This is a genomic window from Marinomonas foliarum (assembly GCF_003337275.1).
GTDB classification, from domain to species: Bacteria; Pseudomonadota; Gammaproteobacteria; order Pseudomonadales; family Marinomonadaceae; genus Marinomonas; species Marinomonas foliarum.
Map to the genome: position 1 here is coordinate 23,008 of NZ_QPJQ01000014.1, position 22,101 is coordinate 45,108.

At 40.8% G+C, this 22,101-nt stretch carries 24 protein-coding genes; 17 read left to right on the forward strand and 7 right to left on the reverse strand.

The window, feature by feature from the left end; all coding sequences use genetic code 11:
- Together DFP77_RS09090 and queF are read left to right on the forward strand one after the other, a co-directional pair.
- The gene (locus DFP77_RS09090; RefSeq protein WP_114411976.1) at positions 1–774 is read left to right on the forward strand and encodes an ABC transporter permease; all 774 of its coding nucleotides are present in this window, start codon (positions 1–3) and stop codon (positions 772–774) included.
- An 11-nt stretch (positions 775–785) separates the two neighbouring features.
- Positions 786–1,601, forward strand: coding sequence for an NADPH-dependent 7-cyano-7-deazaguanine reductase QueF (gene queF, locus DFP77_RS09095; RefSeq protein WP_114411977.1), 816 nt, complete (start codon positions 786–788; stop codon positions 1,599–1,601).
- Between the two features lie 101 nt (positions 1,602–1,702).
- Here queF and choX read toward each other — a convergent pair whose 3' ends face one another.
- Positions 1,703–2,647 (reverse strand): choline ABC transporter substrate-binding protein, encoded by a 945-nt coding sequence (gene choX / locus DFP77_RS09100; RefSeq protein ID WP_114411978.1) that lies wholly within the window; start codon positions 2,645–2,647, stop codon positions 1,703–1,705.
- Between the two features lie 36 nt (positions 2,648–2,683).
- Positions 2,684–4,207 carry a choline-sulfatase gene (gene betC, locus DFP77_RS09105; RefSeq protein ID WP_114411979.1) on the reverse strand — a complete coding sequence of 508 codons (1,524 nt, stop codon included), beginning with the start codon at positions 4,205–4,207 and terminating at the stop codon, positions 2,684–2,686.
- Between the two features lie 129 nt (positions 4,208–4,336).
- Between betC and DFP77_RS09110 the strand changes: the two genes are divergently transcribed.
- The gene (locus DFP77_RS09110; RefSeq protein WP_114411980.1) at positions 4,337–5,230 is read left to right on the forward strand and encodes a choline sulfate utilization transcriptional regulator; all 894 of its coding nucleotides are present in this window, start codon (positions 4,337–4,339) and stop codon (positions 5,228–5,230) included.
- A 1-nt stretch (position 5,231) separates the two neighbouring features.
- Here the strand turns inward: DFP77_RS09110 and DFP77_RS09115 are convergent, their stop codons facing one another.
- Both DFP77_RS09115 and DFP77_RS09120 read right to left on the reverse strand, forming a co-directional pair.
- Positions 5,232–6,119 carry an AEC family transporter gene (locus DFP77_RS09115; protein ID WP_114411981.1) on the reverse strand — a complete coding sequence of 296 codons (888 nt, stop codon included), beginning with the start codon at positions 6,117–6,119 and terminating at the stop codon, positions 5,232–5,234.
- A gap of 26 nt (positions 6,120–6,145) precedes the next feature.
- Positions 6,146–7,051, reverse strand: coding sequence for a LysR family transcriptional regulator (locus tag DFP77_RS09120; protein WP_114411982.1), 906 nt, complete (start codon positions 7,049–7,051; stop codon positions 6,146–6,148).
- A gap of 107 nt (positions 7,052–7,158) precedes the next feature.
- On the opposite strand from DFP77_RS09120, the gene DFP77_RS09125 reads away from it, so the two are divergent.
- On the forward strand, positions 7,159–8,139 hold the full coding sequence (locus DFP77_RS09125; protein WP_114411983.1) for an aldo/keto reductase: 981 nt from the start codon (positions 7,159–7,161) through the stop codon (positions 8,137–8,139).
- A gap of 52 nt (positions 8,140–8,191) precedes the next feature.
- On the opposite strand, the gene bcp is transcribed toward DFP77_RS09125, so the two are convergent.
- Complete coding sequence (gene bcp / locus DFP77_RS09130; protein ID WP_114411984.1) at positions 8,192–8,641, reverse strand: thioredoxin-dependent thiol peroxidase; 450 nt, start codon at positions 8,639–8,641, stop codon at positions 8,192–8,194.
- Between the two features lie 226 nt (positions 8,642–8,867).
- On the opposite strand from bcp, the gene dapA reads away from it, so the two are divergent.
- The 5 genes from dapA (at position 8,868) to DFP77_RS09155 (ending at position 13,558) form a co-directional block, all read left to right on the forward strand.
- Entirely contained in the window at positions 8,868–9,749 is an 882-nt protein-coding gene (dapA, locus tag DFP77_RS09135) for a 4-hydroxy-tetrahydrodipicolinate synthase (RefSeq protein ID WP_114411985.1), read from the forward strand.
- Positions 9,746–10,810, forward strand: coding sequence for a hypothetical protein (locus tag DFP77_RS09140; RefSeq protein ID WP_114411986.1), 1,065 nt, complete (start codon positions 9,746–9,748; stop codon positions 10,808–10,810). The genes dapA and DFP77_RS09140 overlap by 4 nt, the downstream gene beginning before the upstream one ends.
- Positions 10,811–10,851: 41 nt before the next feature.
- Positions 10,852–11,568 carry a phosphoribosylaminoimidazolesuccinocarboxamide synthase gene (purC, locus tag DFP77_RS09145; protein WP_114411987.1) on the forward strand — a complete coding sequence of 239 codons (717 nt, stop codon included), beginning with the start codon at positions 10,852–10,854 and terminating at the stop codon, positions 11,566–11,568.
- A 66-nt stretch (positions 11,569–11,634) separates the two neighbouring features.
- Positions 11,635–12,879, forward strand: a complete 1,245-nt coding sequence (locus tag DFP77_RS09150) for a lipoprotein-releasing ABC transporter permease subunit (protein ID WP_114412039.1) — start codon at positions 11,635–11,637, stop codon at positions 12,877–12,879.
- Positions 12,872–13,558 carry an ABC transporter ATP-binding protein gene (locus DFP77_RS09155; protein WP_114411988.1) on the forward strand — a complete coding sequence of 229 codons (687 nt, stop codon included), beginning with the start codon at positions 12,872–12,874 and terminating at the stop codon, positions 13,556–13,558. Before DFP77_RS09150 ends, DFP77_RS09155 begins: the two co-directional genes overlap by 8 nt.
- A gap of 45 nt (positions 13,559–13,603) precedes the next feature.
- Here DFP77_RS09155 and DFP77_RS09160 read toward each other — a convergent pair whose 3' ends face one another.
- Positions 13,604–14,128, reverse strand: a complete 525-nt coding sequence (locus DFP77_RS09160; RefSeq protein ID WP_114411989.1) for a DUF2062 domain-containing protein — start codon at positions 14,126–14,128, stop codon at positions 13,604–13,606.
- A gap of 43 nt (positions 14,129–14,171) precedes the next feature.
- Between DFP77_RS09160 and DFP77_RS09165 the strand changes: the two genes are divergently transcribed.
- Genes DFP77_RS09165 through murI form a run of 8 tightly spaced genes read left to right on the forward strand, consistent with a single transcriptional unit; the run spans position 14,172 to position 20,762 of the window.
- Positions 14,172–16,118: a ComEC/Rec2 family competence protein gene (locus DFP77_RS09165; protein ID WP_114411990.1), complete on the forward strand. Its 1,947-nt coding sequence runs from the start codon at positions 14,172–14,174 to the stop codon at positions 16,116–16,118.
- Positions 16,119–16,131: 13 nt separating this feature from the next.
- Positions 16,132–16,758 (forward strand): MotA/TolQ/ExbB proton channel family protein, encoded by a 627-nt coding sequence (locus DFP77_RS09170; RefSeq protein WP_114411991.1) that lies wholly within the window; start codon positions 16,132–16,134, stop codon positions 16,756–16,758.
- Complete coding sequence (locus DFP77_RS09175; protein WP_114411992.1) at positions 16,755–17,177, forward strand: ExbD/TolR family protein; 423 nt, start codon at positions 16,755–16,757, stop codon at positions 17,175–17,177. Before DFP77_RS09170 ends, DFP77_RS09175 begins: the two co-directional genes overlap by 4 nt.
- A complete protein-coding gene (gene lpxK, locus DFP77_RS09180) occupies positions 17,174–18,211 on the forward strand; it encodes a tetraacyldisaccharide 4'-kinase (protein WP_114411993.1) in 1,038 nt (345 codons plus the stop codon). The genes DFP77_RS09175 and lpxK overlap by 4 nt, the downstream gene beginning before the upstream one ends.
- A complete protein-coding gene (locus DFP77_RS09185; RefSeq protein ID WP_114411994.1) occupies positions 18,204–18,401 on the forward strand; it encodes a Trm112 family protein in 198 nt (65 codons plus the stop codon). Before lpxK ends, DFP77_RS09185 begins: the two co-directional genes overlap by 8 nt.
- Positions 18,398–18,874 carry a low molecular weight protein-tyrosine-phosphatase gene (locus DFP77_RS09190; RefSeq protein ID WP_114411995.1) on the forward strand — a complete coding sequence of 159 codons (477 nt, stop codon included), beginning with the start codon at positions 18,398–18,400 and terminating at the stop codon, positions 18,872–18,874. The genes DFP77_RS09185 and DFP77_RS09190 overlap by 4 nt, the downstream gene beginning before the upstream one ends.
- A gap of 8 nt (positions 18,875–18,882) precedes the next feature.
- On the forward strand, positions 18,883–19,956 hold the full coding sequence (murB, locus tag DFP77_RS09195) for a UDP-N-acetylmuramate dehydrogenase (protein WP_114411996.1): 1,074 nt from the start codon (positions 18,883–18,885) through the stop codon (positions 19,954–19,956).
- Positions 19,953–20,762: a glutamate racemase gene (gene murI, locus DFP77_RS09200; protein ID WP_114411997.1), complete on the forward strand. Its 810-nt coding sequence runs from the start codon at positions 19,953–19,955 to the stop codon at positions 20,760–20,762. The genes murB and murI overlap by 4 nt, the downstream gene beginning before the upstream one ends.
- On the opposite strand, the gene DFP77_RS09205 is transcribed toward murI, so the two are convergent.
- On the reverse strand, positions 20,752–21,891 hold the full coding sequence (locus DFP77_RS09205; protein WP_114411998.1) for a patatin-like phospholipase family protein: 1,140 nt from the start codon (positions 21,889–21,891) through the stop codon (positions 20,752–20,754). The two genes, murI and DFP77_RS09205, sit on opposite strands and share 11 nt — an antisense overlap.
- Between the last annotated feature and the right edge of the window lie 210 nt (positions 21,892–22,101).

Below are 22,101 nucleotides of genomic sequence, written 5' to 3' on the forward strand. Positions count from 1 at the left end.
ATGAAAAACTCAGAAATTTGGGTCGCATTTTATACCATCATTGTAAGAGAAATACGCCGCTTTACTCGTATATGGCCGCAAACATTACTGCCTCCAGCCATCACTATGTCATTGTATTTTGCTATTTTTGGCAATTTAATAGGTGATCGGATTGGTGAAATGGGTGGATTTAGCTACATGCAATACATTGTTCCAGGTCTAATCATGATGTCCGTGATCACTAACTCCTATTCGAACGTTTCATCATCGTTCTTTTCTGCAAAGTTTCAGCACAGCGTGCAAGAGTTGTTGGTGTCACCGACGCCAAATTGGGTGATTTTATTGGGTTATACCTTGGGTGGTGTTGCGCGTGGCTTATTCGTCGGCCTAATTGTTACCATACTGTCTCTGTTCTTTACGCATTTAGCCTTAGAAAATTTATTTTTAACCATTCTAGTTGTGAGTTTAACCGCTGTAATGTTTTCTCTTGGCGGCTTTGTAAATGCAATATACGCAAGAAGCTTCGATGATGTTTCGATTGTCCCTACTTTCATACTCACGCCATTAACTTATTTGGGCGGCGTGTTTTATTCTATCGATTTATTGCCTGACTTTTGGCAATCTGTTTCGATGTTGAATCCTGTACTGTATATGGTTAATGCATTTCGATATGGCATCCTTGGCGTTTCTGATATTAACGTGTATTGGGCTTTAGTGATTGTGAGTGTGTTTATTGTTGTGTTGTTTGGATTCGGTCTACGTTTGCTCAATCAGGGCAAAGGTATTAGAAGTTGAGGTAGTGTTATATGGGCTTTTTACCCTTAGGTCAGCAAACAGAATATGTTTCTGAGTACGATGCAGGGTTGCTTTATCCCATTGCAAGAGTGGATAAATGGACTGAAATGGGCATTGAGTCCGAACGCCTTCCATTCTATGGGGAAGATGTTTGGAATGCATATGAGCTTTCATGGTTAAACTTGAAAGGCAAGCCTATTGTTGCCTTGGCTGAGTTTCGCTTGCCGTGTGATTCACCCAATATTATCGAGTCTAAATCATTCAAGTTGTATTTAAACTCGTTAAATCAAATGCGTTACGAATCACCAGAAGAAGTTCAGGCCATTCTAGAACGTGATCTTTCTCATGCTGCTGAAGCTGAAGTAACCGTCATTATTCGTGATGTTGATTCTATGTCATCCTTAGTTGTATTAACGCCTGACTACTGTATAGATGATTTAGATGTTGATGTGACGGAGTATCATCCTAATGCTGGACTTTTAGCAATCGATGATTCTATGGGCATTGTTGAAGAGCGATTGGTGAGCCATCTTTTGAAATCAAACTGTCCTGTTACCAATCAACCGGATTGGGGTTCAGTATTTATTGATTACAAAGGGGACAAAATTGACCATGAAAGCTTACTTAGATATGTAATTTCATTTCGTGAGCATACGGATTTTCATGAGCAATGTGTAGAGCGTATTTTTATTGATATCATGCGCCACTGCCGTCCTGAAAGTTTGACGGTATACGCACGTTACGTGAGACGAGGTGGCTTAGATATTAATCCCTATCGTTCATCAGCCCCAGTTGTCCTGGGAAATGATCGTTTAACTCGCCAATAAGCCCTTTACTACGAGAAGAAAAAAGCCACATGACTATTGAGTCATGTGGCTTTTTTGTAACTAATCTTACATCTTTAAAAAAAGCAATTTGTGAGACTAAATTACATGGAGCTTAGCTGTTTTTTAACTGTATCTAAAGCTGGTTGACCTGTGAAAGTCGTAACACCTTCTAGCCACTTGTCCAGCACTTCAGGATGTGCCTTTATCCAATCGGCTGCTGCTTTTTCTGGCTTTTCTTCAGAGGCGATTATTTCGTTCTCCATAGTTAAGCCAAATTCGAGGTTGCTAAGCAACTTACCAACGTTCGGGCATTCATCACTATACCCCTTGCGTGTTAATGTTCTAATTGTTGCACCACCATAATTCGGACCAAAATATTTGTCACCGCCACTTAAATATTTCAGATCATAATTCACATTCATTGGGTGTGGTTCCCAAGCAAGAAAAACGATAAAGTTATCGCGCTTTATAGTTCTAGAAACTTGAGAAAGCATGGCTTGTTCACCAGATTCTACAACCTTCCAATCACCAAGGCCGAAGTCATTAGTATCAATCATGTTTTGGAGCTTTTGATTAGCCGGTGCGCCTGCGTCAATGCCATATACACGTTGACGAAACTCTTTTCCAAATTTTGATAAGTCAGCAAAATCTTTTACGCCTGCTTCATAAACGTACTCAGGTACTGCTAGGGTAAATTTTACGCCTTCCAAGTTCGTTCGCACTACATCTAAATCGTTCTTGTATTTATCGATAAATGCAGATTGAGCTGGCATCCAATTTCCCATGAATGCATCAATTTCACCATTCTTAATGCTTTCAAAGCCAACTGGAACACTTAGTAAATACACCTGTGTTTCATATCCCATTGCTTTAAGTAGGGTGGTTGCTACGCCATTAGTTGCACCGATGTCAGTCCAACCTGGATCGCTAAGAGTCACTTTTTGGCATTGCTCTGGCTCTGCAGATAAGGCGAAGCCACTACCAATAAGTAGACTTGCCATGGTGATGGTTTTTAGACCTGTGCTACCGAAAGAAAGTGCTTTCATTTTTTGCTCCTGTTGTGATGATCATTATTAGTATGTTTACTCTGCTTTAGGGAAGCGTGATCGACTCTCCAAATCGTCTAAATCAATATGATTTCTCATGTACATTTCGCTGCTATCAAATATAGGTTGATGATCCCACGGTAGTTTTTTGCCTACATTCATTGCTTTTACTACCAAACGACGGCGACGCTGACTGGTCAAAACATCTTGTGTTAATGCATCTGAGTCCCATCGCTCAAGAGCTTCTTGTCTGAAACTGTGAAGGATTTCTTGGTATTCTGGATTGGTAGCTAGATTGGTAAGTTCATCAGGATCTTTGTCTAGATCAAACAATTGGTCAGGGTCTATGTGGCAATGAACATATTTGTATTGGGCGCGACGTATCATGAATAAAGGCGCTATGGCACCTTCACCAAAATATTCACCAATGACCTCGTTATGGCCACTAGCTTGTCCTTGTATATGAGGCATTAAGCTTCTACCTTGAATGGGCATGGCGTATTTATGATCTGATAAGTTTGTTGCCATTTCAAGAAAGGTTGGCAATAAATCCATAGTAGACACCGATTCTTTAACTCGTTTTGGTGTGAATCGTTTAGGGGCGTGTACTATCATTGGAACACGCGCAGAGCCTTCAAAGAAAGACATCTTGTACCAGAGGTTTCGCTCACCAAGCATGTCACCATGGTCTCCAGAGAAAATAATAATCGTATTTTCGTCTAAGCCGGTTTCTTTCAGCGCTTTTAAAAGCATACCAACTTTATCGTCTACATAGCTTATAGCGCCATAATAAGCACGACGTGCATTACGTACTTGCTGCTCAGTAAGTTCCTGGTCATGATAAGCATACACTTCTTGTAAGCGTGCAGAATGAGGGTCTTGTTGACCTTTAGGGATGTTGATTCTGGGCAGATCTATTTCATCATCACTGTATCTATCCCAATATTCTTGTGGAATCGCATAGGGGTCGTGAGGGTGGGTCATAGAAACGGTTAAGCAGAATGGTCTGTCTTGCTCTCTTCTTACGTAATCGTACAAATAGCGTTGAGCATGGAAAACCACTTCATCATCAAAATCCAATTGATTGCTTCGTACACAGGGTCCGGCCTGGGTAACAGAAGACATATTGTGATACCAGGTGGGGCGTGTAGTTAAATCATCCCAATTTGGGAACCAGCCGTAATCTGCTGGATAAATATCCGTTGTGAGCCTTTCCTCAAAGCCATGAAGTTGATCTGGGCCGCAGAAGTGCATTTTTCCAGAAAGTGCTGTTTTGTAATTTTGAGCACGTAGATAGTGAGCAAATGTTGGGATGTCAGCTGGAAAATCTGCTGCATTATCATAAGCGCCTATTTTACTAGGTAGTTGTCCTGTCATTAATACATATCGTGATGGAGCACAAAGTGGGCTGTTGCAATAAGCAGAGTCAAATACAACACCTTGCTCAGCAAGCGTGTTCAGGTTTGGTGTTTTCACTATGGTGTTGCCATAAATGGGAAGAGCAGAGGTTGTAAGTTGATCTGCCATAATAAATAGGATATTTGGTTGTTTTTCTGACATGATTATCTCTAATGCATAAAAAGTGAATGAGAGGCAAATACAGATAAATTGCCTTGTTTTATAAAGATTGCGCTATCGAAAACTTGTTGTAAACTGACTGAAATTTTATACATGGGATAAGTTAAGATTATGCTAGATGATTCTGACCTTCCGCCTCTGCAGTCACTTGTCGTTTTTGAAGCCTCAGCAAGACTGTTAAGTTTTACTGCGGCGGCACGTGAGCTTGGCACCACTCAGCCAGCAGTAAGTCAACAAATACGGGGGCTAGAAGAGTCTCTTGGGGTTACCTTGTTTGATCGAATATATCGTGGTGTTGTGTTAACCGATGCTGGTTATGTTTTGCTAAAAACGACACAGTCTAGCCTCAGAGATTTACGAGATGTATTGCAAAAAATTAAACAAAAGCCCAAGACACAGCGAATTACAGTTGCTACGGATTTTGCTTTTGCGGCTTTTTGGTTAATGCCGAGACTGCCAGAATTTCGCAGATTACATAAAGATATTGATATTCGAATTCAAACATCGCAATCAGAAGTGGATTTAGTCTCACTGGAGGCGGATGTGGCCATTCTATTTGGAGGAGGGCAATATCAAGGCTATTACAGTGAAAAGTTATTGCCAGAAGTTGTCTATCCAGTGTGTAGTCCAAAACTGTTTAGTGAATTTTCTGGATTTAATAGTCTGGCGGATCTAGTGTCAGCACCACTTTTAAAGCTAAATGCAGATATGGGACAACAGTGGGTGGATTGGGAACAATTATTTCAACTCAATGATTCCCTCTGGCAGCCTTCAGAGTCAGTGATGGAATTTGATAATTATACCTTGCTGGTACAAGCTGCCATTTCTGGACAAGGGGTTGGTCTGGGTTGGTCTCCCTTGTTAGATGATTATATCCAAAATGGTGTATTGGTTTCATTGCCACACTTTACCGTGGAATCTGACAATGGCTATTATATTGTTTTATCAAAACAACACGCCCCAAGTGCTGCTGTTTCAGACTTTCTTGAGTGGCTGAGAACTTGATTTACGATAAATAAAACCACCAGAAGGCACCAGCAAAGCAAAGTGATAAGGGTAGAGAAATTAGTATCATAAGCGCGATTTCATCAGTTGGTCCTTTAAACTTAATAGCTAACATATAACTGATTACGGCAACTGGCATTATGCTTAGTACAATTAACACCGAGCTTTCTAAATGTGTTAGAGGAAATAAACTAACAATCAGAATTGCGCTTAAGCCTCCAATAAAAGGCCGAAATACTGATAAAACAGTTGCTCGGTATACCTTATTACCCTCTTGAATTGAGAGGTTGCTCAGAGACTTACCCAACAGCATTAGCATAATAGGCAAAGTGATGTGGCTGAGCATGTTCAGCGTATTCATTAATGGCGTAGGTAAACTAATGTTGAAGCTTAATAAAAAAGCACCAACTACTAAGGCTATGACAGGGCCATTTTTTAGTAATTGTTTCACACTATAAGAGCCGGACATAAATCCAACACCCAAGGTAAAATGGCTAATTTGAACAACCGATGATATTACTACCGCAATAGCCATTCCTTCTGTACCAAATAATGCATAAGCAATTGGAATGCCTAGATTGCCTGTATTTGGGTTAACTAAAGGGGCGAGATAAAATTGTGTTGGTAGCTTTAGTATTTTTAAAAAAATAAAAGAAATCACCCCAGCTACAACCAATACAGAGGCTGTAGCGCTAATTATTTTGAGCATGCTAAAAACTTGCATTTGCATCGATAAAACAGAGTAAAGCAGTAAAGCAGGCAAGCCTAAATTGGATACCAAAGCACCCAATGACGGACTTTCTAAATAGTCGGTTTTTTTGCCAAGGAAAAATCCTAAACAAATAAGCAACAGAATAGGGGTGAGCGAACTAGCCAATGCCGACAGCATATAAATCCTTACAGACACGTGTTTATCTATGAATTTTTACTGGCGCTCATCTTAAAGCCTTCTATTAAATAGTGCACCAACGCTTTTACTCTGAGGCTGATATTTCTTGACCGAGGGTAAAGTAAAGTGACATCAGAATGAGCTATATGCCAGTCAGGTAGCAGCTCTATCAAGTGGCCAGACTCAATATCTTCTTTTACGTAATACGCTGGTTGTCTAGATATCCCTGCTCCTTCTAGGGTTGCCTGCTTAACAACGTGACCGTTTGAGCATTTCAGCTTTCCTTGAACTGGTAGGTCGTATTTTTCTTTACTAGTAGCGTGGGTGAATAGCCAGCGCTTTACTGATCCATTAATTAATCCATGTTCAAGCAAGTCTTTAGGGCTTTTTGGTTCGGGTCGGGTTTTAAAGTAGGTTGGGCTTGCCACAAGGTGATTTGTATACTGGGTAAGCTTTCGGCCAATTAGGTTTGAATTGATCAAGGCTCCCATTCTTACAACAAGATCATACTGTGATTCGATCAAATCTTCTCGAGTACTAGAGAAGCTAAGCTCAATTTCTATCTTAGGGTTTTCATGCATAAACTGAATCAACATTGGCGCCAGTATTTTTTCTCCAAACATCCCACCCACGGAATTAATTCTGATTTGGCCACCAATACTTGAATGAGCGTTTTGAGCAGACAATACGGCATGCTCTAGTTGGTTAACACCTTGACGCGACAATTGATAAAAGGTTTCACCTGCTGGAGACAAAGAAAGGGAGCGAGTGGAGCGATAAAGAAGCTGAACGCCCATTTCTTTTTCTAAACGGCTGATGATTTGTGAAATGCGTGCTCGGGAAAGGTTAAGCTGCTCCGCTGCTTTTGAAAAGCTCTGTGCCTCTACAACCGTTAAAAACTCACGTATGCCTTCTGGAAAATGTGTATTCAAACTGTTAAGCCTTGTTAAACAATGAGTTCAATATATCGATAATTATAAACAGTAAAAAGGCCCGTATAGTAGAGCTATTCACTATAAATTGAACTGTAGGAGTATTTATGAAAACGAGGGCGCTAGGTAAATCTGGATTCGAAGTATCAGAAATTGGTTTGGGCTGCTGGCAGCTTGGTAATGATTTTGGACCAGTGGAAGATGAAGAAGCGACAAAGATACTGCAAACAGCAACGGGTGAAGGTATTCACTTTTTTGACACAGCAGATGTTTACGGTGGCGGCTTAAGTGAGGAAAGAATAGGCCAATGGCGAAAAACATTGAGTAAACCGCCAATAATCGCCACTAAAGTCGGTCGCAATGGTGAACTTTATCCAAATGGTTACAGTAAGGTCAAAGTAAAACAAAGCTTGCAGGCTTCTGCTAAGCGTTTGGGAGTCGAAGCAATCGATTTGGCTCAATTGCATTGTGTGCCTCGTGATGTCTTGTTCTCAGGTGATATATTGGCATGGATGGAGGACTTAAAACAGGAAGGTGTTATCAAGCACTTTGGCGCCAGTGTAGAGATGCTAGATGAGGCGATGTTTTGCTGTGAGCATGCTGAACTTGCCAGCTTACAGATTTTGTTTAATGTATTCCGTCAAGACGCAGTTGATTCATTGTTGCCGTTAGCTGAAAAAAATGATGTCGGTATCATTGTGCGTTTACCATTAGCTAGTGGATTGCTGACCGGTAAAATGGGGCTTAACCACACATTTAATGCGCATGATCATCGTTCATATAACAAAGACGGTGCGGCATTTCACGTAGGTGAAACCTTTAATGGTATTCCTTTTGAAAAGGGGGTTGTGTTAGTGGAAGCGCTTAAAGAAAAACTACCTGAAGATCAAAATATACTGGATGTGTCTCTGCGCTGGATTTTAGATCAACCGCAAGTTTCTAGTATTATCGCTGGAGCGAGTCGCTCCTCTCAAGTGATGCGCAACGCTGCAGCATCGAATTTGCCTCCTTTAAGTAAAGAGTTACATAGCTTGTTAGCGGATTTTTACCGTGCAGAAGTTAGAAATGAGATTCGAGGTGGTATTTAACTTTAATATAAAGAATGGCGCGATCATTATTGCGCCATTCTAGTTGTACTGTTTATTTTAGGATTTGCTCAGCGTGAACTTTGGTTTTTACTTTGCTGATAATCTCTGAAATAACGCCATTTTCATCAATAATAAAAGTTGTTCTTACAGTCCCCATTGACTCTCGCCCCATAAACTTTTTTAGCTGCCAAGTACCGTACAGCTCATGTACTTCTTTTTCTGTATCTGCAATTAATGGAAATGGCAGGTCATATTTCTCAATAAAATTTTGATGCTTTTTTTCTGTATCAGTACTAATCCCCAAAACAACAAAACCTTGATCTATTAATGCCTGATAGTTATCTCGCAAATCACATGCTTGAGCCGTACAGCCAGGAGTGTTGTCTCTTGGATAGAAATATAAGACAACTTTCTTACCTTTAAACTGACTAAGTGTAATGGTGTCGCCGTTTTGATCTCTAGCTCTAAAGTCTGGTGCAATTTGTCCAATTTCAATGGTCATATGGCTGCTCTCTGTTTAATTAAATGGAGTTTGTAGATGGTAATTTGTTCATTATTTACTCTATATGTAATAGCTCAATAAATGGTAGCTTAACAAGAGCTTAGTGAAAAATCCCTTTGTCATAAGTTTCTTGCTAATTTACGTCTGCTTTACGTCCCCGAATTATTGTTAAACCATTGTCTGGGCGTTACTATAGGCGCGCTTATAATTTTAACGGAGACTCGAAATGATCACAGGTAGTTTAGTTGCGCTTATCACACCTATGTCACCAGATGGCGCTGTAGATACCCAAAAATTAGATGATCTAATAGAGTTTCACATAAACGAGGGAACTCATGGCATTGTAGCCGTGGGTACAACGGGAGAGTCTTCGACACTGACAACTGAAGAACATGCTAATGTGATTCGTCAGGTGGTTAATACCGTTAAAGGTCGAGTGCCTGTTATTGCAGGAACTGGTGCTAATGCAACACATGAAGCTATCGACCTTACTCGTAGTGCAAAAGAAGCAGGCGCCGATGCTTGTTTGCTGGTGACACCTTATTATAATAAACCAACCCAAGAAGGTTTATTTCAACATTTTAAAGCCATTGCTGAAGCCGTTGATATCCCACAAATTCTATATAACGTACCCGGTCGAACGGCTTGTGACATGCAAAATGAAACGGTTGTACGTCTATCTGCAATTAAAAATATCGTTGGAATTAAAGACGCGACTGGTAATCTAGAGCGAGGAGAAGCCTTAATTAATGCTCTACCGAATGATTTTGCTGTATATTCAGGTGACGACCCAACTGCCGTTTCACTTATGCTGCTTGGTGGTAAAGGGAATATTTCGGTGACAGCGAATGTTGCTCCTAAGGCCGTTGCGCAGGCCGCAGAGGCATCTTTAGCGGATAACGCGGATCTAGCACATTCAATTGATACAACCATTTCATCTCTACATAAAAACCTATTTTTAGAATCCAACCCAATTCCTGTTAAATGGGCATGTAGTCAATTGGGTTTATGTGAGGATGGTATTCGTTTACCTCTAACCCCGCTTTCTGAACAGCACCACTCTGCTGTTCGACAGGCAATGATAGAAGCTGGAGTTTTATTAGTATGAGCAAATTAGCTTTACAGATAATCGGTGCAGGCTCAATGACACTTTTGTTGTCTGGTTGTAGCACATTTTTCACTGACCATTCAGATGATTATCAAAAAGAAAAAACGACAAGCACATCCATAGTAATGCCAGATGGATCTCAGCCAGCAAAAGATATTTTGGTTATTCCAAATGAAAACAATATTGCAGATTTGGATGGCGTTACACCTTATGAGACGCCAAGAGCACCGTTTATTTATTATCCCATGGTTGCTGTAGGTGTTGTTGAAAGAACAGAGGCTATTGAATTTTCAGTGCCTGCTAATATAAGTCAATCTAAACGCATTGTGTCTGATTTTTTAACGGCGCTTCATGGCGCAGGCTTACCAATAGCATCACAAACTGAGAGTCAAATTGTTAGTGTTCCATTTGATTTTCACCCACAAGGTTGGTGGTCATCTTTGTGGAGTAATATCACACGCGTACATCCGGCGAACCCAGCATTTTCTTTTGATTTTAGTGAAGCTGATGATAAAACCTTGGTGTCAGTTCGTTTCCGTGATGAGCAAGAAGGTGCTGAGCCAAGCAATTGGATGAGTCCTGTGCAAAATGCAGACGCCTATTCTGTTGCTGTACGCCTTTGGGGGACCATCGGGCGTCAATTAAACCAAACATCCGCTTATCTTTCTAACCGTGAATCGGCAACAGCATTCCCTGTTTGGGTCGACCATCAAGGTATTTTCGCTATACATTTGGGAGTTAACTCTTCACCAGCAGAGATTGAAGCAAAACTAAACGCAGCTGGTATGTACTTGATACCAGGTGAAGATAACATGCTTGCGCCTGTTCCTTCTGAAGACGTAGCACGAATTGGTGATGTTGTTGACTTTAATATCCCTGGGAGTGAGCAAAAGCTATTTAACGTATACCGTCGAAATCTTGATGACGTTAGCTGGGAAAACCGAGAATACGCCTACAAGATTTCACGCCAAAAAGCAGGCGACTTTTTAGTGATTGATGTTTCTTCTATGGAATTTCCAGAAGTGACTTCGTTCCACTTAGTCCAACGCTTTGTAAATTAATTAAGATTAACCCCTCATAAAAGAAGACCGGAGACTCTCCAATGGAAAAACGACAAGAGCTGTATGCAGGTAAGGCAAAATCTGTATTTCGCACAGATGATCCTGACAAGATGGTTCTAGTATTTCGTGATGACACCTCTGCATTTGACGGAAAGCGAATAGAGCAGCTTGATCGTAAAGGCATGGTGAACAATAAGTTTAATGCTTTCATCATGAGCAAATTACAAGAAGCTGGTATCCCAACTCACTTTGAGAAGCTTTTAAGTGATACAGAGTCGCTCGTAAAATGTCTTGATATGATGCCGGTTGAGTGTGTCGTTCGAAATGTTGCTGCAGGTAGTCTTTGCCGTCGTTTAGGCGTAGAAGAGGGGGTTGCATTATCACCGCCAACTTTCGAATTATTTTTGAAAAATGATGCTCTGGGTGACCCAATGATCAACGAATCTCACGTTGAATCATTTGGTTGGGCAAACGCTGCAGACTTGGCAAAAGCAAAAGAGCTTACATACAAGGTGAATGATGTACTAAAAGCGATTTTTGCTGAAGGAGGCATGATTCTAGTTGATTACAAATTAGAATTTGGTCTATATAAAGGTGAAGTTTTATTAGGCGATGAGTTCTCTCCAGATGGTTGCCGTTTGTGGGATGCGAAAACCAAAGAAAAACTTGATAAAGATCGTTTCCGTCAAGGATTGGGTGGCGTAATTGAAGCTTACGAAGATGTTGGTCGTCGTATAGGTATCGATTTCGACGCCTAAAGAGATTGGCGAATAAATCCATAATGGAGGGGGTGTTCCCTCCATTTTGCTATGCAAGGATACACATTGATTAATTTCCTCCCTGTTGCCATCGGGCTTCGATATGCCCGTGCTAAGCGCTCTAATCATTTTATTTCGTTCATCAGTTTTTCCTCTATCGCAGGTCTCGCTCTAGGAGTGATGGTTCTTATCACCGTTTTGTCTGTGATGAATGGATTTGATCGTGAATTACGTCAACGTATTTTAGGTATGGTTCCACACGCTACTTTATGGGGTGGCCCAGTTTTAAATGATTGGCGTGAAACCGCCAAGCTTGTTGAAACAATGCCCAATGTTATTGGTGTTGCACCTCATACTCAGGCCCAGGTTATGTTTCAGTCTGGTTCAAGCGTGCATGGAGCTATCCTTAATGGCATTAATCCAGAAATGGAAAAGAAAGTGTCCATCATTGGGGACAACATGGCTTCCGGGTCACTTAGTGCATTAGACGAAACAAGTTTTGGTATCGTACTTGGTGCTCAATTAGCCAAAATGTTGAGAGTTGATCTTGGCGATAAGGTGACTGCAATATTGCCAAAAGCAAATGTGTCTATTGCCGGTGTAGCACCTGTATTAAAGCGCTTTACCCTAGTGGGTACTTTTGAGGTTGGAGCTGAACTTGACAGCAGCTTAGCTTATATAAATATCAAAGATGCCGCTAAACTTAAGCGATATAAAGCAGATGAAGTTGAAGCGCTAAGAATTTCATTTGATGACTTATTTGTCGCGCCATCGCGTATTTGGGATATCGCTAGAGCAGTGCCTGGGCAGAATAGAGTGAGTGATTGGACTCGTACCCATGGTAGTCTTTTTCAAGCCATAAAGATGGAAAAAACCATGATAGGCTTGTTATTGCTACTTATTGTGGCAGTCGCTGCATTTAATATTGTTTCTACCTTGGTAATGGTGGTAACAGATAAGCGTAATGACATCGCCATCCTTCGCACAATGGGATTAACATCTGGTCAAGTTATGTGGGTGTTTATTGTTCAAGGAATGTTTATTGGAATGCTAGGCACTTTAATCGGTGTGGTGTTAGGTGTTGCATTGGCATTAAACGTCAGCGAACTAATTGCCGCGTTGCAGACATTGCTAAATGTGCAATTCTTAAGTTCAGATGTCTACTTTATTAATTATCTTCCATCTGAACTTCAGTGGTCGGATGTTGAGTTAATTGTTATTTCTGCTTTTATCATGACTGTTACTGCGACAATTTATCCTGCTTGGCGAGCATCTAAAGTAGAACCAGCGGAGGCATTACGCTATGAGTAATAATATTGTTTTGGAATGCCGTCAATTGTCGAAGCAATATCAAGACGGCAAGCAAGTAATCGATGTTTTTCAATCTATTGACCTTGCGTTAAACAAAGGTGAGGCCTGTGCTATCGTGGGAGCATCAGGGTCAGGCAAAACCACCTTACTTAATTTGTTGGCAGGTTTAGATTTGGCTACCACGGGTGATGTCAAGCTGGCGAATATTTCATGGTCCAGCATGAAAGATTCTAAGCGCGCGAAGATGAGAAATAAAGAAATGGGCTTTGTTTACCAGTTCCATCATTTGCTCGCAGAATTTTCTGCATTAGAGAATGTATTAATGCCAATGTGGATTGCTGGGCTTAATACAAAAGAAGCTAACCAACGTGCTAAAGAGTTACTAGGGCAGGTTGGTTTAAAAGATAGGTTGCATCATAAACCATCGCAACTATCTGGCGGCGAAAGGCAGCGTGTTGCTATTGCGCGAGCGTTAGCAAATCGTCCTGCTTGTGTTCTGATGGATGAGCCAACAGGCAACCTTGATGAAACAACTTCGATGGAAATCCAAAGACTTATCAATGAGCTAAAGGCTAGCTATGGTATGGCATTTCTCGTTGTTACACATGATGAAAAAATGCTTGGTTGGATGGATTCAGCTTATCGATTATCAAAAGGAACTTTGCAGCCACTGAAGTAATAATATAGCTAAATCGAGATAGGAGCTTTGGTTCCTGTTCTCGACTTACTTTTTGTCTATGCTATTACGGAGTTTACGCTCTTTCCAACGCTTGATTACATGTAAACGCCATAGTATGGAAATAACTGCATAACTGATTGCGCCAGCAACAAGCCCTGAAGTAATCGACCCGACATAGAGTGGAACCCATATGTGTTCCATTTTATCCCATATCCACTCAACGGAAAGATGGAAATTTTTCTCGTGATGCGTGTCTAAAATAAGCGAACCAACTTTATAGTTGAAGTAGAACACAAAAGGCATGGTTAGGGGGTTTGTAATCCAAACCAGCGCTATTGATAGAGGTATATTTGCACGTAGTGGAATGGCTAGCAACGCCGAGGCTAGCATTTGAAATGGCATTGGGATAAATGCCCAAAATAGGCCGTTGAAGAATGCTCTAGCAACAGATTTCCTGTTTAAATGCCACAAGTTGGCCTCATAAATTTGAGAACCTAGTAAATTCAGCGCTTTACTTTGTTTGAGCTTTTCAGGATTTGGTATGAATTTTTTTAGACAATTCTTCGGCATAATCAGGTATTAAAAAATTAGCAATTTAAGACAAGGAGGTCTTATGTTACTAAGTAGTTTGTCCATATTGATGGGCGCCATATTGGTGCCGAGCGATTATTTATGGGTGTATTCTACTCATATCATCATGGTGTGTCTCTACTTAATATGGACAAAGCGCTTACTGCCCCTCTTTTTGACACTTGTGTCCTTAATATTTCTTGCATTTCATGAGAGCAAAACCTCACCAATAATCTCGCTCAAATCCAATGATACGGTTTATATTGATTTTCAAAAAAGAACATTGGAACCCACTAGACTAATAACAGCTGAATTATCGGGTAAACCTAGGTATCAATATAGAAATCAAGCAGTTGAAATCATGTACTTCAATCAGAATAATGAACGGAGAACACATAGTGATTTTGTATTGTTAATTGATAATCAGCTAGAGCAACCTAAAAGACCTCCATCACCACAACGCTTTAAAGGCATTGTGACAAATGTGCTGTTATCGGATAAAGAGGGAAGTTGGTGGCAAAAGAAACTATATATCAATAGACACATAGCCCAAATCACGGTCGAGCTGTCAATGGATGATGTTAGATTGTTAGCGTTATCTAGCCCATCGCCAAGAGATCAACTTCTGGACGCATTAGACGCGAGATTATCAACCTATAACTATTGGCGCTTTTCTAAAGCATTATTATTAGGTCAAAATGATCTATGGAGCCAAAAAGATACTTGGGTCATTCGTACACTAGGTTTGGCGCATCTTTTTGTGGTTTCTGGTCTTCATACGGGCTTTATGTTCGTCATCGGAAGCTTAATTAGCCGTGCTGTGTGGCAACTTCTCCCGGGGCATTTGCTGCTATCAGGTTTAACTCGTTGGCACTGTGATGCCATGATTATTGTCCCGCTACTGTTTGCTTATGCTTATTTTACAAACTGGGGAGAACCTGTTGTAAGGGCAGCTATTATGCTCAGTTCGTATTTGTGCGCTCGCATGTTAGCTATGCAGTTTTCTGCTTACAGTATAATAACGTTTGCCCTGTGGGTCGTATTATTAGCTAATCCTAGAACGGTATTAAGTCCTGGATTATGGCTTTCTTTTAGTTTGGTATATTTACTTATCGGCTACTGCCAAACAACCAAACTATCTCGCTTAATTATGGGGCAAATCATGCTGAGTACCGCATCTATGGTACTTATTCTTGGTTGGCAAGAAGAAATATCCAGCGTATCTGTTTTAGTCAACATGCTTATGATTCCATTTGCTGGCTTTATTTGGTTTCCATTGGGGTTGCTTTCGTGCTTTGAGGTCTTGTTGATTGGTTCAACCTACAGCTATAAATTCTTGGAGCTGCTGCTTTTTTGTGTGGATGAGTTTATTAATTGGGTAGTCTTTAGCCTGCCATTACTCACATTCGAAACCTTTGCTACCAGCGCCCCTAAAGCTTTAATGCTTTTATTGATCGTTTTTTGGGTTTATCAAAGCCCTCTAAAACGTGGGGTTCTGAGTATATTATGCGTTTGGTGCTTGTTATTTTCCTCCACGTTGTTTTATAGCAGCAAACCTGACTATACGATACTCAATAAAAACAACAAGTTAGTCTTGAAAGATAAGGAGCAAATTTTAATGGTTAACGCATGGGCTGGGAGCGATATTGGGCGCCTGTTGTTTGACCCGAATGTTGATTTCAATCCATCTGGCAGGTATTTGCTATCTCCAGCAAAGCTATCAGATCTTACGCCTAGGCGACTCCTTACTATAGACACATCTTGGGTGTTTCTACAAAAAATGGAAGCTGATAAAACTATTACTATGCTAGATGCATTAAACGTTAATTGGCTAATTATTTCTGATGGGGAGTTTTTAGAATTTCACTTTCAAGACAAGCAGCTATCACTGCGGCACTCGTCGTGCCTTTATTCGTTTTTTCTCTTAAAATCTGACACTTGCAAGCGTGTAGAAAAGCTAGAGAGTGTGTTAAATTACTTACAAACTTAAATTGGAGTGCAAAGTGTTAGCCTTTATTCAAACTGGTGGTTTTTTCATGTGGCCGTTGCTGGCCTGTTCCATTCTTACTCTGGCTATTATTATTGAGCGTTTTTGGACTCTTCGCCAATCGGGCGTTGCTCCCAAAGGCCTTTTATCCGATGTAATGACACGATTGCGTGACGACAGAATGACTATTGAATACATTCGTTCAATGCAAGGTCAAGCAGGACTTGCTTCAATTTTTGCTGCAGGTTTATTAAATTCAAAGCATGGACGTAGTGCCATGAAGGAAAGTATTCAAGAAGCGGCAAGCCATGTTATCCATGAACTAGAACGTTTTATGAATACATTGGGCACCATTGCTGCAATTTCCCCATTACTTGGTTTGCTCGGTACCGTAGTTGGTATGATTAAAGTGTTCTCTGTTCTAATGGAAAGCGGGGCAGGTAATACAGCATTGTTGGCTGGCGGTATTTCAGAAGCCTTACTGTCGACTGCAGCTGGGCTTGGTGTTGCTATTCCAGCTTTAATATTCCACCGTTTTTTTAGCCGTAAAATTGATGTTCTTGTTGTTACTATGGAGCAGCAGTCTACAAAATTAATAGATTCGTTACATGGTGATAGAGAGAAGACAGGAGTGGCACAGTGAAATTTCGTCGTCAAAAAATAGATGACGTTCAAATCAATTTAACGCCTCTGATCGACGTCGTTTTCTTATTGCTAATATTTTTCATGGTTAGTACAACGTTTAATCAAAGTACAGAGCTAACAATAGACCTTCCAACAGCGACATCTAACGCTCCCACTTCCGACCGAACAAAGAATATTGAACTTGTTATCACGGCTGATGGGCAATACGTCATTAATGGTCAAACACTGATCAATGAGAAAGTCAGCACTTTAATCCAAGGTTTAAAAGAGGTTGGCGAAGGGGATTTAACTCGTCCGCTGATTATTACAGCAGATGCAAAATCATCATATGATATGGTTCTGAGGGTCTACGATGCGGCAGCAAGCCTGGGGATCACTAAGCTAGCTCATACAGCTCAGAAAGAGCCTAACTTGTGAATTTAGAGTCTCTATTTAATCAGTCTTGGTATACCCATTATGGTTGGACGCATATATTTCGACCACTTCAGCCTTTGGTAAATAAGGTGGTAGCCAATAAACGGCGCACCTTCATTGAACATCCAGAACTATCTTATAAGGCGCCAGTACCCGTTGTAGTAGTAGGTAACATAAGTGTCGGAGGAACCGGAAAATCGCCGATGGTGGTTGCGCTATGCAAGCTATTAATTGAAAACGGATATCGACCGGGAATTGTGTCCCGTGGTCATGGCGCAAAACTTGAAACGCCAACGTCTGTTTATCCAAATAGCCTAGCGAAAGAAGTAGGTGATGAGCCGGTTATGCTTGCAAGGCGTGCTGCTTGTCCTATGGTCGTGTTTCCCAAGAGGGATGAAGCGGTTAAATACTTACTCAACACCACAGATGTTAATATTGTTATAAGTGATGACGGCATGCAGCATTACCAACTTAATCGAGATATTGAAGTTGCAATGATCGATGCTTCTCGTGGGGTTGGCAATGGTTATTTACTTCCTGTAGGCCCATTAAGAGAGCCGATTGAACGACTTAATAACGTCGATTTTATTGTCAGTGTATCTAATAAAACGACACATTCGTTAGACATTTTGAACCAAACTATTACACTGGCGCCGCTTATACCGACTAAATTGGTATCATTGGATGGAACTAAGTCCATGGATTATCAATCCGCTTTTACGCCCGAATCAAAGTGGCATATTATGGCAGGTATAGGCAATCCGGAACGATTTCTGACAACATTAGAAAATCTGGGGTTACAAAGAAAGAACACAACTCACCACTGGTTTTCAGACCATCATGCATTTGAAGAAGCAGATATTCCAGCTAATGGTGCTGTGGTAATGACAGAAAAAGATGCAGTGAAATGCCAGACACTTCTACCAACTAATACTGATGTTTGGTATTTACCCGTATCATTACAGTTACCCATAAGCTTTCAGAAAACTTTTTTAGAAAAACTTAATCAAATTAAAACGGACTATTCCAATGAATAAAACTTTACTAGATATCCTTGTGTGTCCAGTTACCAAAGCAGCTTTAACTTTGAGCAAAGATGGAACAGAATTGATAAGCAAAGTCGGTGGTATGGCGTACCCAGTTAGAGATGGAATCCCTGTTTTATTAGAAACAGAAGCGCGCACACTGACAGCTGATGAACGCTTAGATTCTGATTCTTCAAAATGAGAACCTATAAGGTATTAACTGTTTGCTTAGGTAATATTTGCCGATCACCTGCAGCACAAGGCATTTTAGAAAGTGCTGCGGATAAGCAAAATGTATTTTTAGAGCTTGATTCTGCAGGAACGGCAGCTTATCACATTGGAAATCCGCCGGATTCTCGTTCAATTGCTGCTCTTCATCAAATTGGTATCGATATCTCCCGTCAAAAAGCTCGCCAAGTGACTAAAGATGACTTTTGTGACTTTGATTGGATTCTAGCGATGGACAGAGAGAACCTGTCTAACCTTAAAAAAATCCAACCTAAAAACAGCAAAGCAACATTGGTTATGTTTGGTGAGTTTTATGATTCTGTTGCTTTTGGTGAGGTGGCTGATCCATATTATGGTGATGACAAAGGCTTCATTGAGATGAGAGAGCACCTTATTCAAATTGCTGATAAATTTATACATCACTTACACTCCAATAGAGAAGATTAAGTCCGACAATGAAAATGCGATTCAACACCGAAGATGCTTTTGAACAGCGCATTGAACGTTCCATTCAAGAAAATGTTTCCCTCGCCAGTTACAACACCTTCCGCTTTGATTACTCTGCTGAATACTTTGCAATAGCCGAGACTTTAGATGCTTTAAGAGAATTACTCGTTTGGGCAAAGCAGAATCAGAAAATGGTTACTATGATCGGTGGTGGAAGTAATTTACTTATTTCGGCAGATGTAACGGGCCTTGTTATTATTAATCGGTTATCTGGCATTAATGCTCGCGAGCTCCCTGGAAATCTCATAAGCGTAACCGTAGCGGCTGGAGAAAACTGGCATCAAGTAGTGGAATATTCTGTCGAGCAAGAATGGTATGGAATTGAGAACCTTGCCTTAATTCCAGGCACTGCGGGTGCGGCTCCTGTACAGAACATTGGCGCTTATGGTGTTGAGATAAAGGATGTTCTTGCTCGTGTGCAAGTTATTAATAGAAATACAGGTGATGTCTACTGGGTAAACGGTAGAGACTGCGGATTTACTTATCGCGATAGCCACTTTAAAGGTCAATGGAAAGATTTGTTATTCATTACTTCTGTTGAACTGTCACTGAAGAAACAGTCAGAACTTTTATTAAGCTATGGTGGCTTGTCCGAACGAATTGACGGTAAACCCAATTTAAGGTCTGTTTTCAATACGGTATGCAACGTTCGCAATGAAAAGTTACCTTCCCCAGCAGTGTTAGCAAACTCGGGAAGCTTTTTTAAAAATCCGATCGTTAGCCAAAACCAACACACTGAACTGAAACAACACTTTCCTAATCTTGTGTCTTTTCCGTTTAATGGAGGGTTTAAGCTGGCAGCGGGCTGGTTAATAGATCAAGCTGGTTGGAAGGGAGTCCACTATCAAGGTGTTGGTGTATATGAAAAACAGGCTTTGGTGTTAGTGAATTACTCTGAGACTAATGCGATAGCCTTGCTGGACCTAGAAGCTCAGATTAAGCATTCAGTCTTTGAAAAGTATGGTGTTCTATTAGAGAGAGAGCCAGTTCAACTACCTCTTGCTTCGGAGTTAGTGAAGTGAAAATCGGAGTAATGGATTCTGGCGCTGGCGGTTTAACCATTCTTAATGCAATACACCAAAAATACCCAGGTCTTGATTTGGTGTATTTGGCGGATGATGCATTTGCTCCATACGGTAGCAAAAGCATTACTCAGTTACAGGATCGATTAGTCAAAGTGGGTCGTTTCTTTGAAAGGGAAAGTGTTTACGCTATTGTGGTTGCTTGTAACACTGCAACTGTCGCAGCTATTGATACGCTTCGAGCTAGTACCACATTACCTATTATTGGGGTAGAGCCTGCAGTAAAGCCGGCTTTTCGACTTAGCAAAAAACGTCGAGTGGCTGTATTAGCAACGCCTGTTACTGCGCAAAGTCCACGCTTAAATCAGCTTATTGAACTTTGGAAAGCAGACAGTCATGTCGCTATAATGTCTAGTTCCACTTTGGCCTTCGATATTGACGCATGGCCCGAAACAGAAGAGAAAGTGAAGCTTACTATTCAGCAATTGAGCGACAATATGCTAGCTCAAAATATTGACACGTTAGTTCTAGCCTGTACCCATTATCCTTTGGTGAAAAAGCTATTTGAGAAAGCACTAGGTAAGGAGTGTGAAATAATAGAGCCTAGCGAAGGAGTAACAGCGCAATTAATTCGTCGCCTACTAGAGTCTTATCCAATTGAAAGCCAGCATGCATTAGCTGCTAATCAAAGTAATACTGGTCGCATTGATTTGTGCTGCACAAAAGAAACCCATTGCATGCAGCGCCTAACTCAGTGGGTTGATGATTCAGACGCTATTAGTCTAAATAGGGTTGTTAGTCTCTAAGAAAAGCGATAATGCGTTCTTTTTCCCACATAGCATCTTGATAACCCAAATCCATAAGCGCCTTGCAGTACTGCGGGGTAAATAACAAATAACTGGCAGCAGAACTTATTTTTTCAGAAGTGGATCCGCCAGCTGCTTTCAGCAGCACTCGGATATTTTTGGGTAACGTCGATAAATGCTGATGAGCGATGGCATTCAGCTCTTGTGACGGTGAAATAATCAAAGTTTCAGTAGGAAGATTCTGGTGTAGTGCTTTTTTTTCTTCTGGAAGATCCCTGATAAGATTGTTCATTATCTCTAATTGATAAATATCGTCTTCTAAATTATCAATAAACGCACTGTTCAACAATTGCCCCAAAATTTGAGCCATACTTGGTGCGCTAGAATCAATGACTGTATCAGGTGCGGACCATTTTTTGGCACTTCGGTTTCCGCTGACTCCGATGATAAAGAGCTTATTTGCTCCTAATTTTAAAGCTGGGTAAATAGCCGATTTTTGTCTAATAGCACCATCACCATAATAATGCTCGTCTATCTTGTGAGCGGGAAAAATTGTTGGTATCGCACTTGAAGCCAAGAGGTGATCAACCCCTAGATTAGCTATGACACCTTTTCGTCGATTGCCTTGCCAAGGATTAATTTCTGGTGTTCCTTGAAAAAAAGTGGTCGACTCCCCAGTGCTGTAACTCATTGCTGTGATGGCAAGTGCTTTTAACTGTTGATTATCTATCGCATGACTGATCCTAGAGAAGTCGAGGTGATTACGCAGCAACTCCTCTAATGGCGCGTTGTCCATAAGAGCAATGGAACTGTCGTGATTGTGAAGATGGAACAGCGACATTAATGTTTTGGTTAAAGAGCTGGCAACTGGCCAACGCCCAACGTTATAAATCTGATCGGGAGTAAGGTGACGCCAAACAAAAGCAAGAGTAGAGACTGCTTTGGAAAAATTGTCCGCATACGATGCGAGCATGGTTGCATTAAGAGCACCAGCAGAAGTACCGCATAAAATAGAGAAAGGTAAAGGAGAGTGCTTAGGAAGAATACGCCCCATCGCAGACAAAACGCCGACTTGATAGGCTGCGCGAGCCCCTCCGCCGGACAAAATTAGTGCATTGTTATTATTCATAAAGGCTCACTTTTTCAACCCTGATTAAGCAAAAAAACCTATCTCATTTTGGAACACTTTCTGCTATTAAAACAACTATTCGTTTAAGAAAAAAAGTGTCTAGTGCCCATTAAAAGTATCAGAAATAGATATTACTAAAACACATAATCAACTCGGTTTGTTATTACATTATGTGGACTGTTCTAACATTGTGGTTCACAATCAAGCATA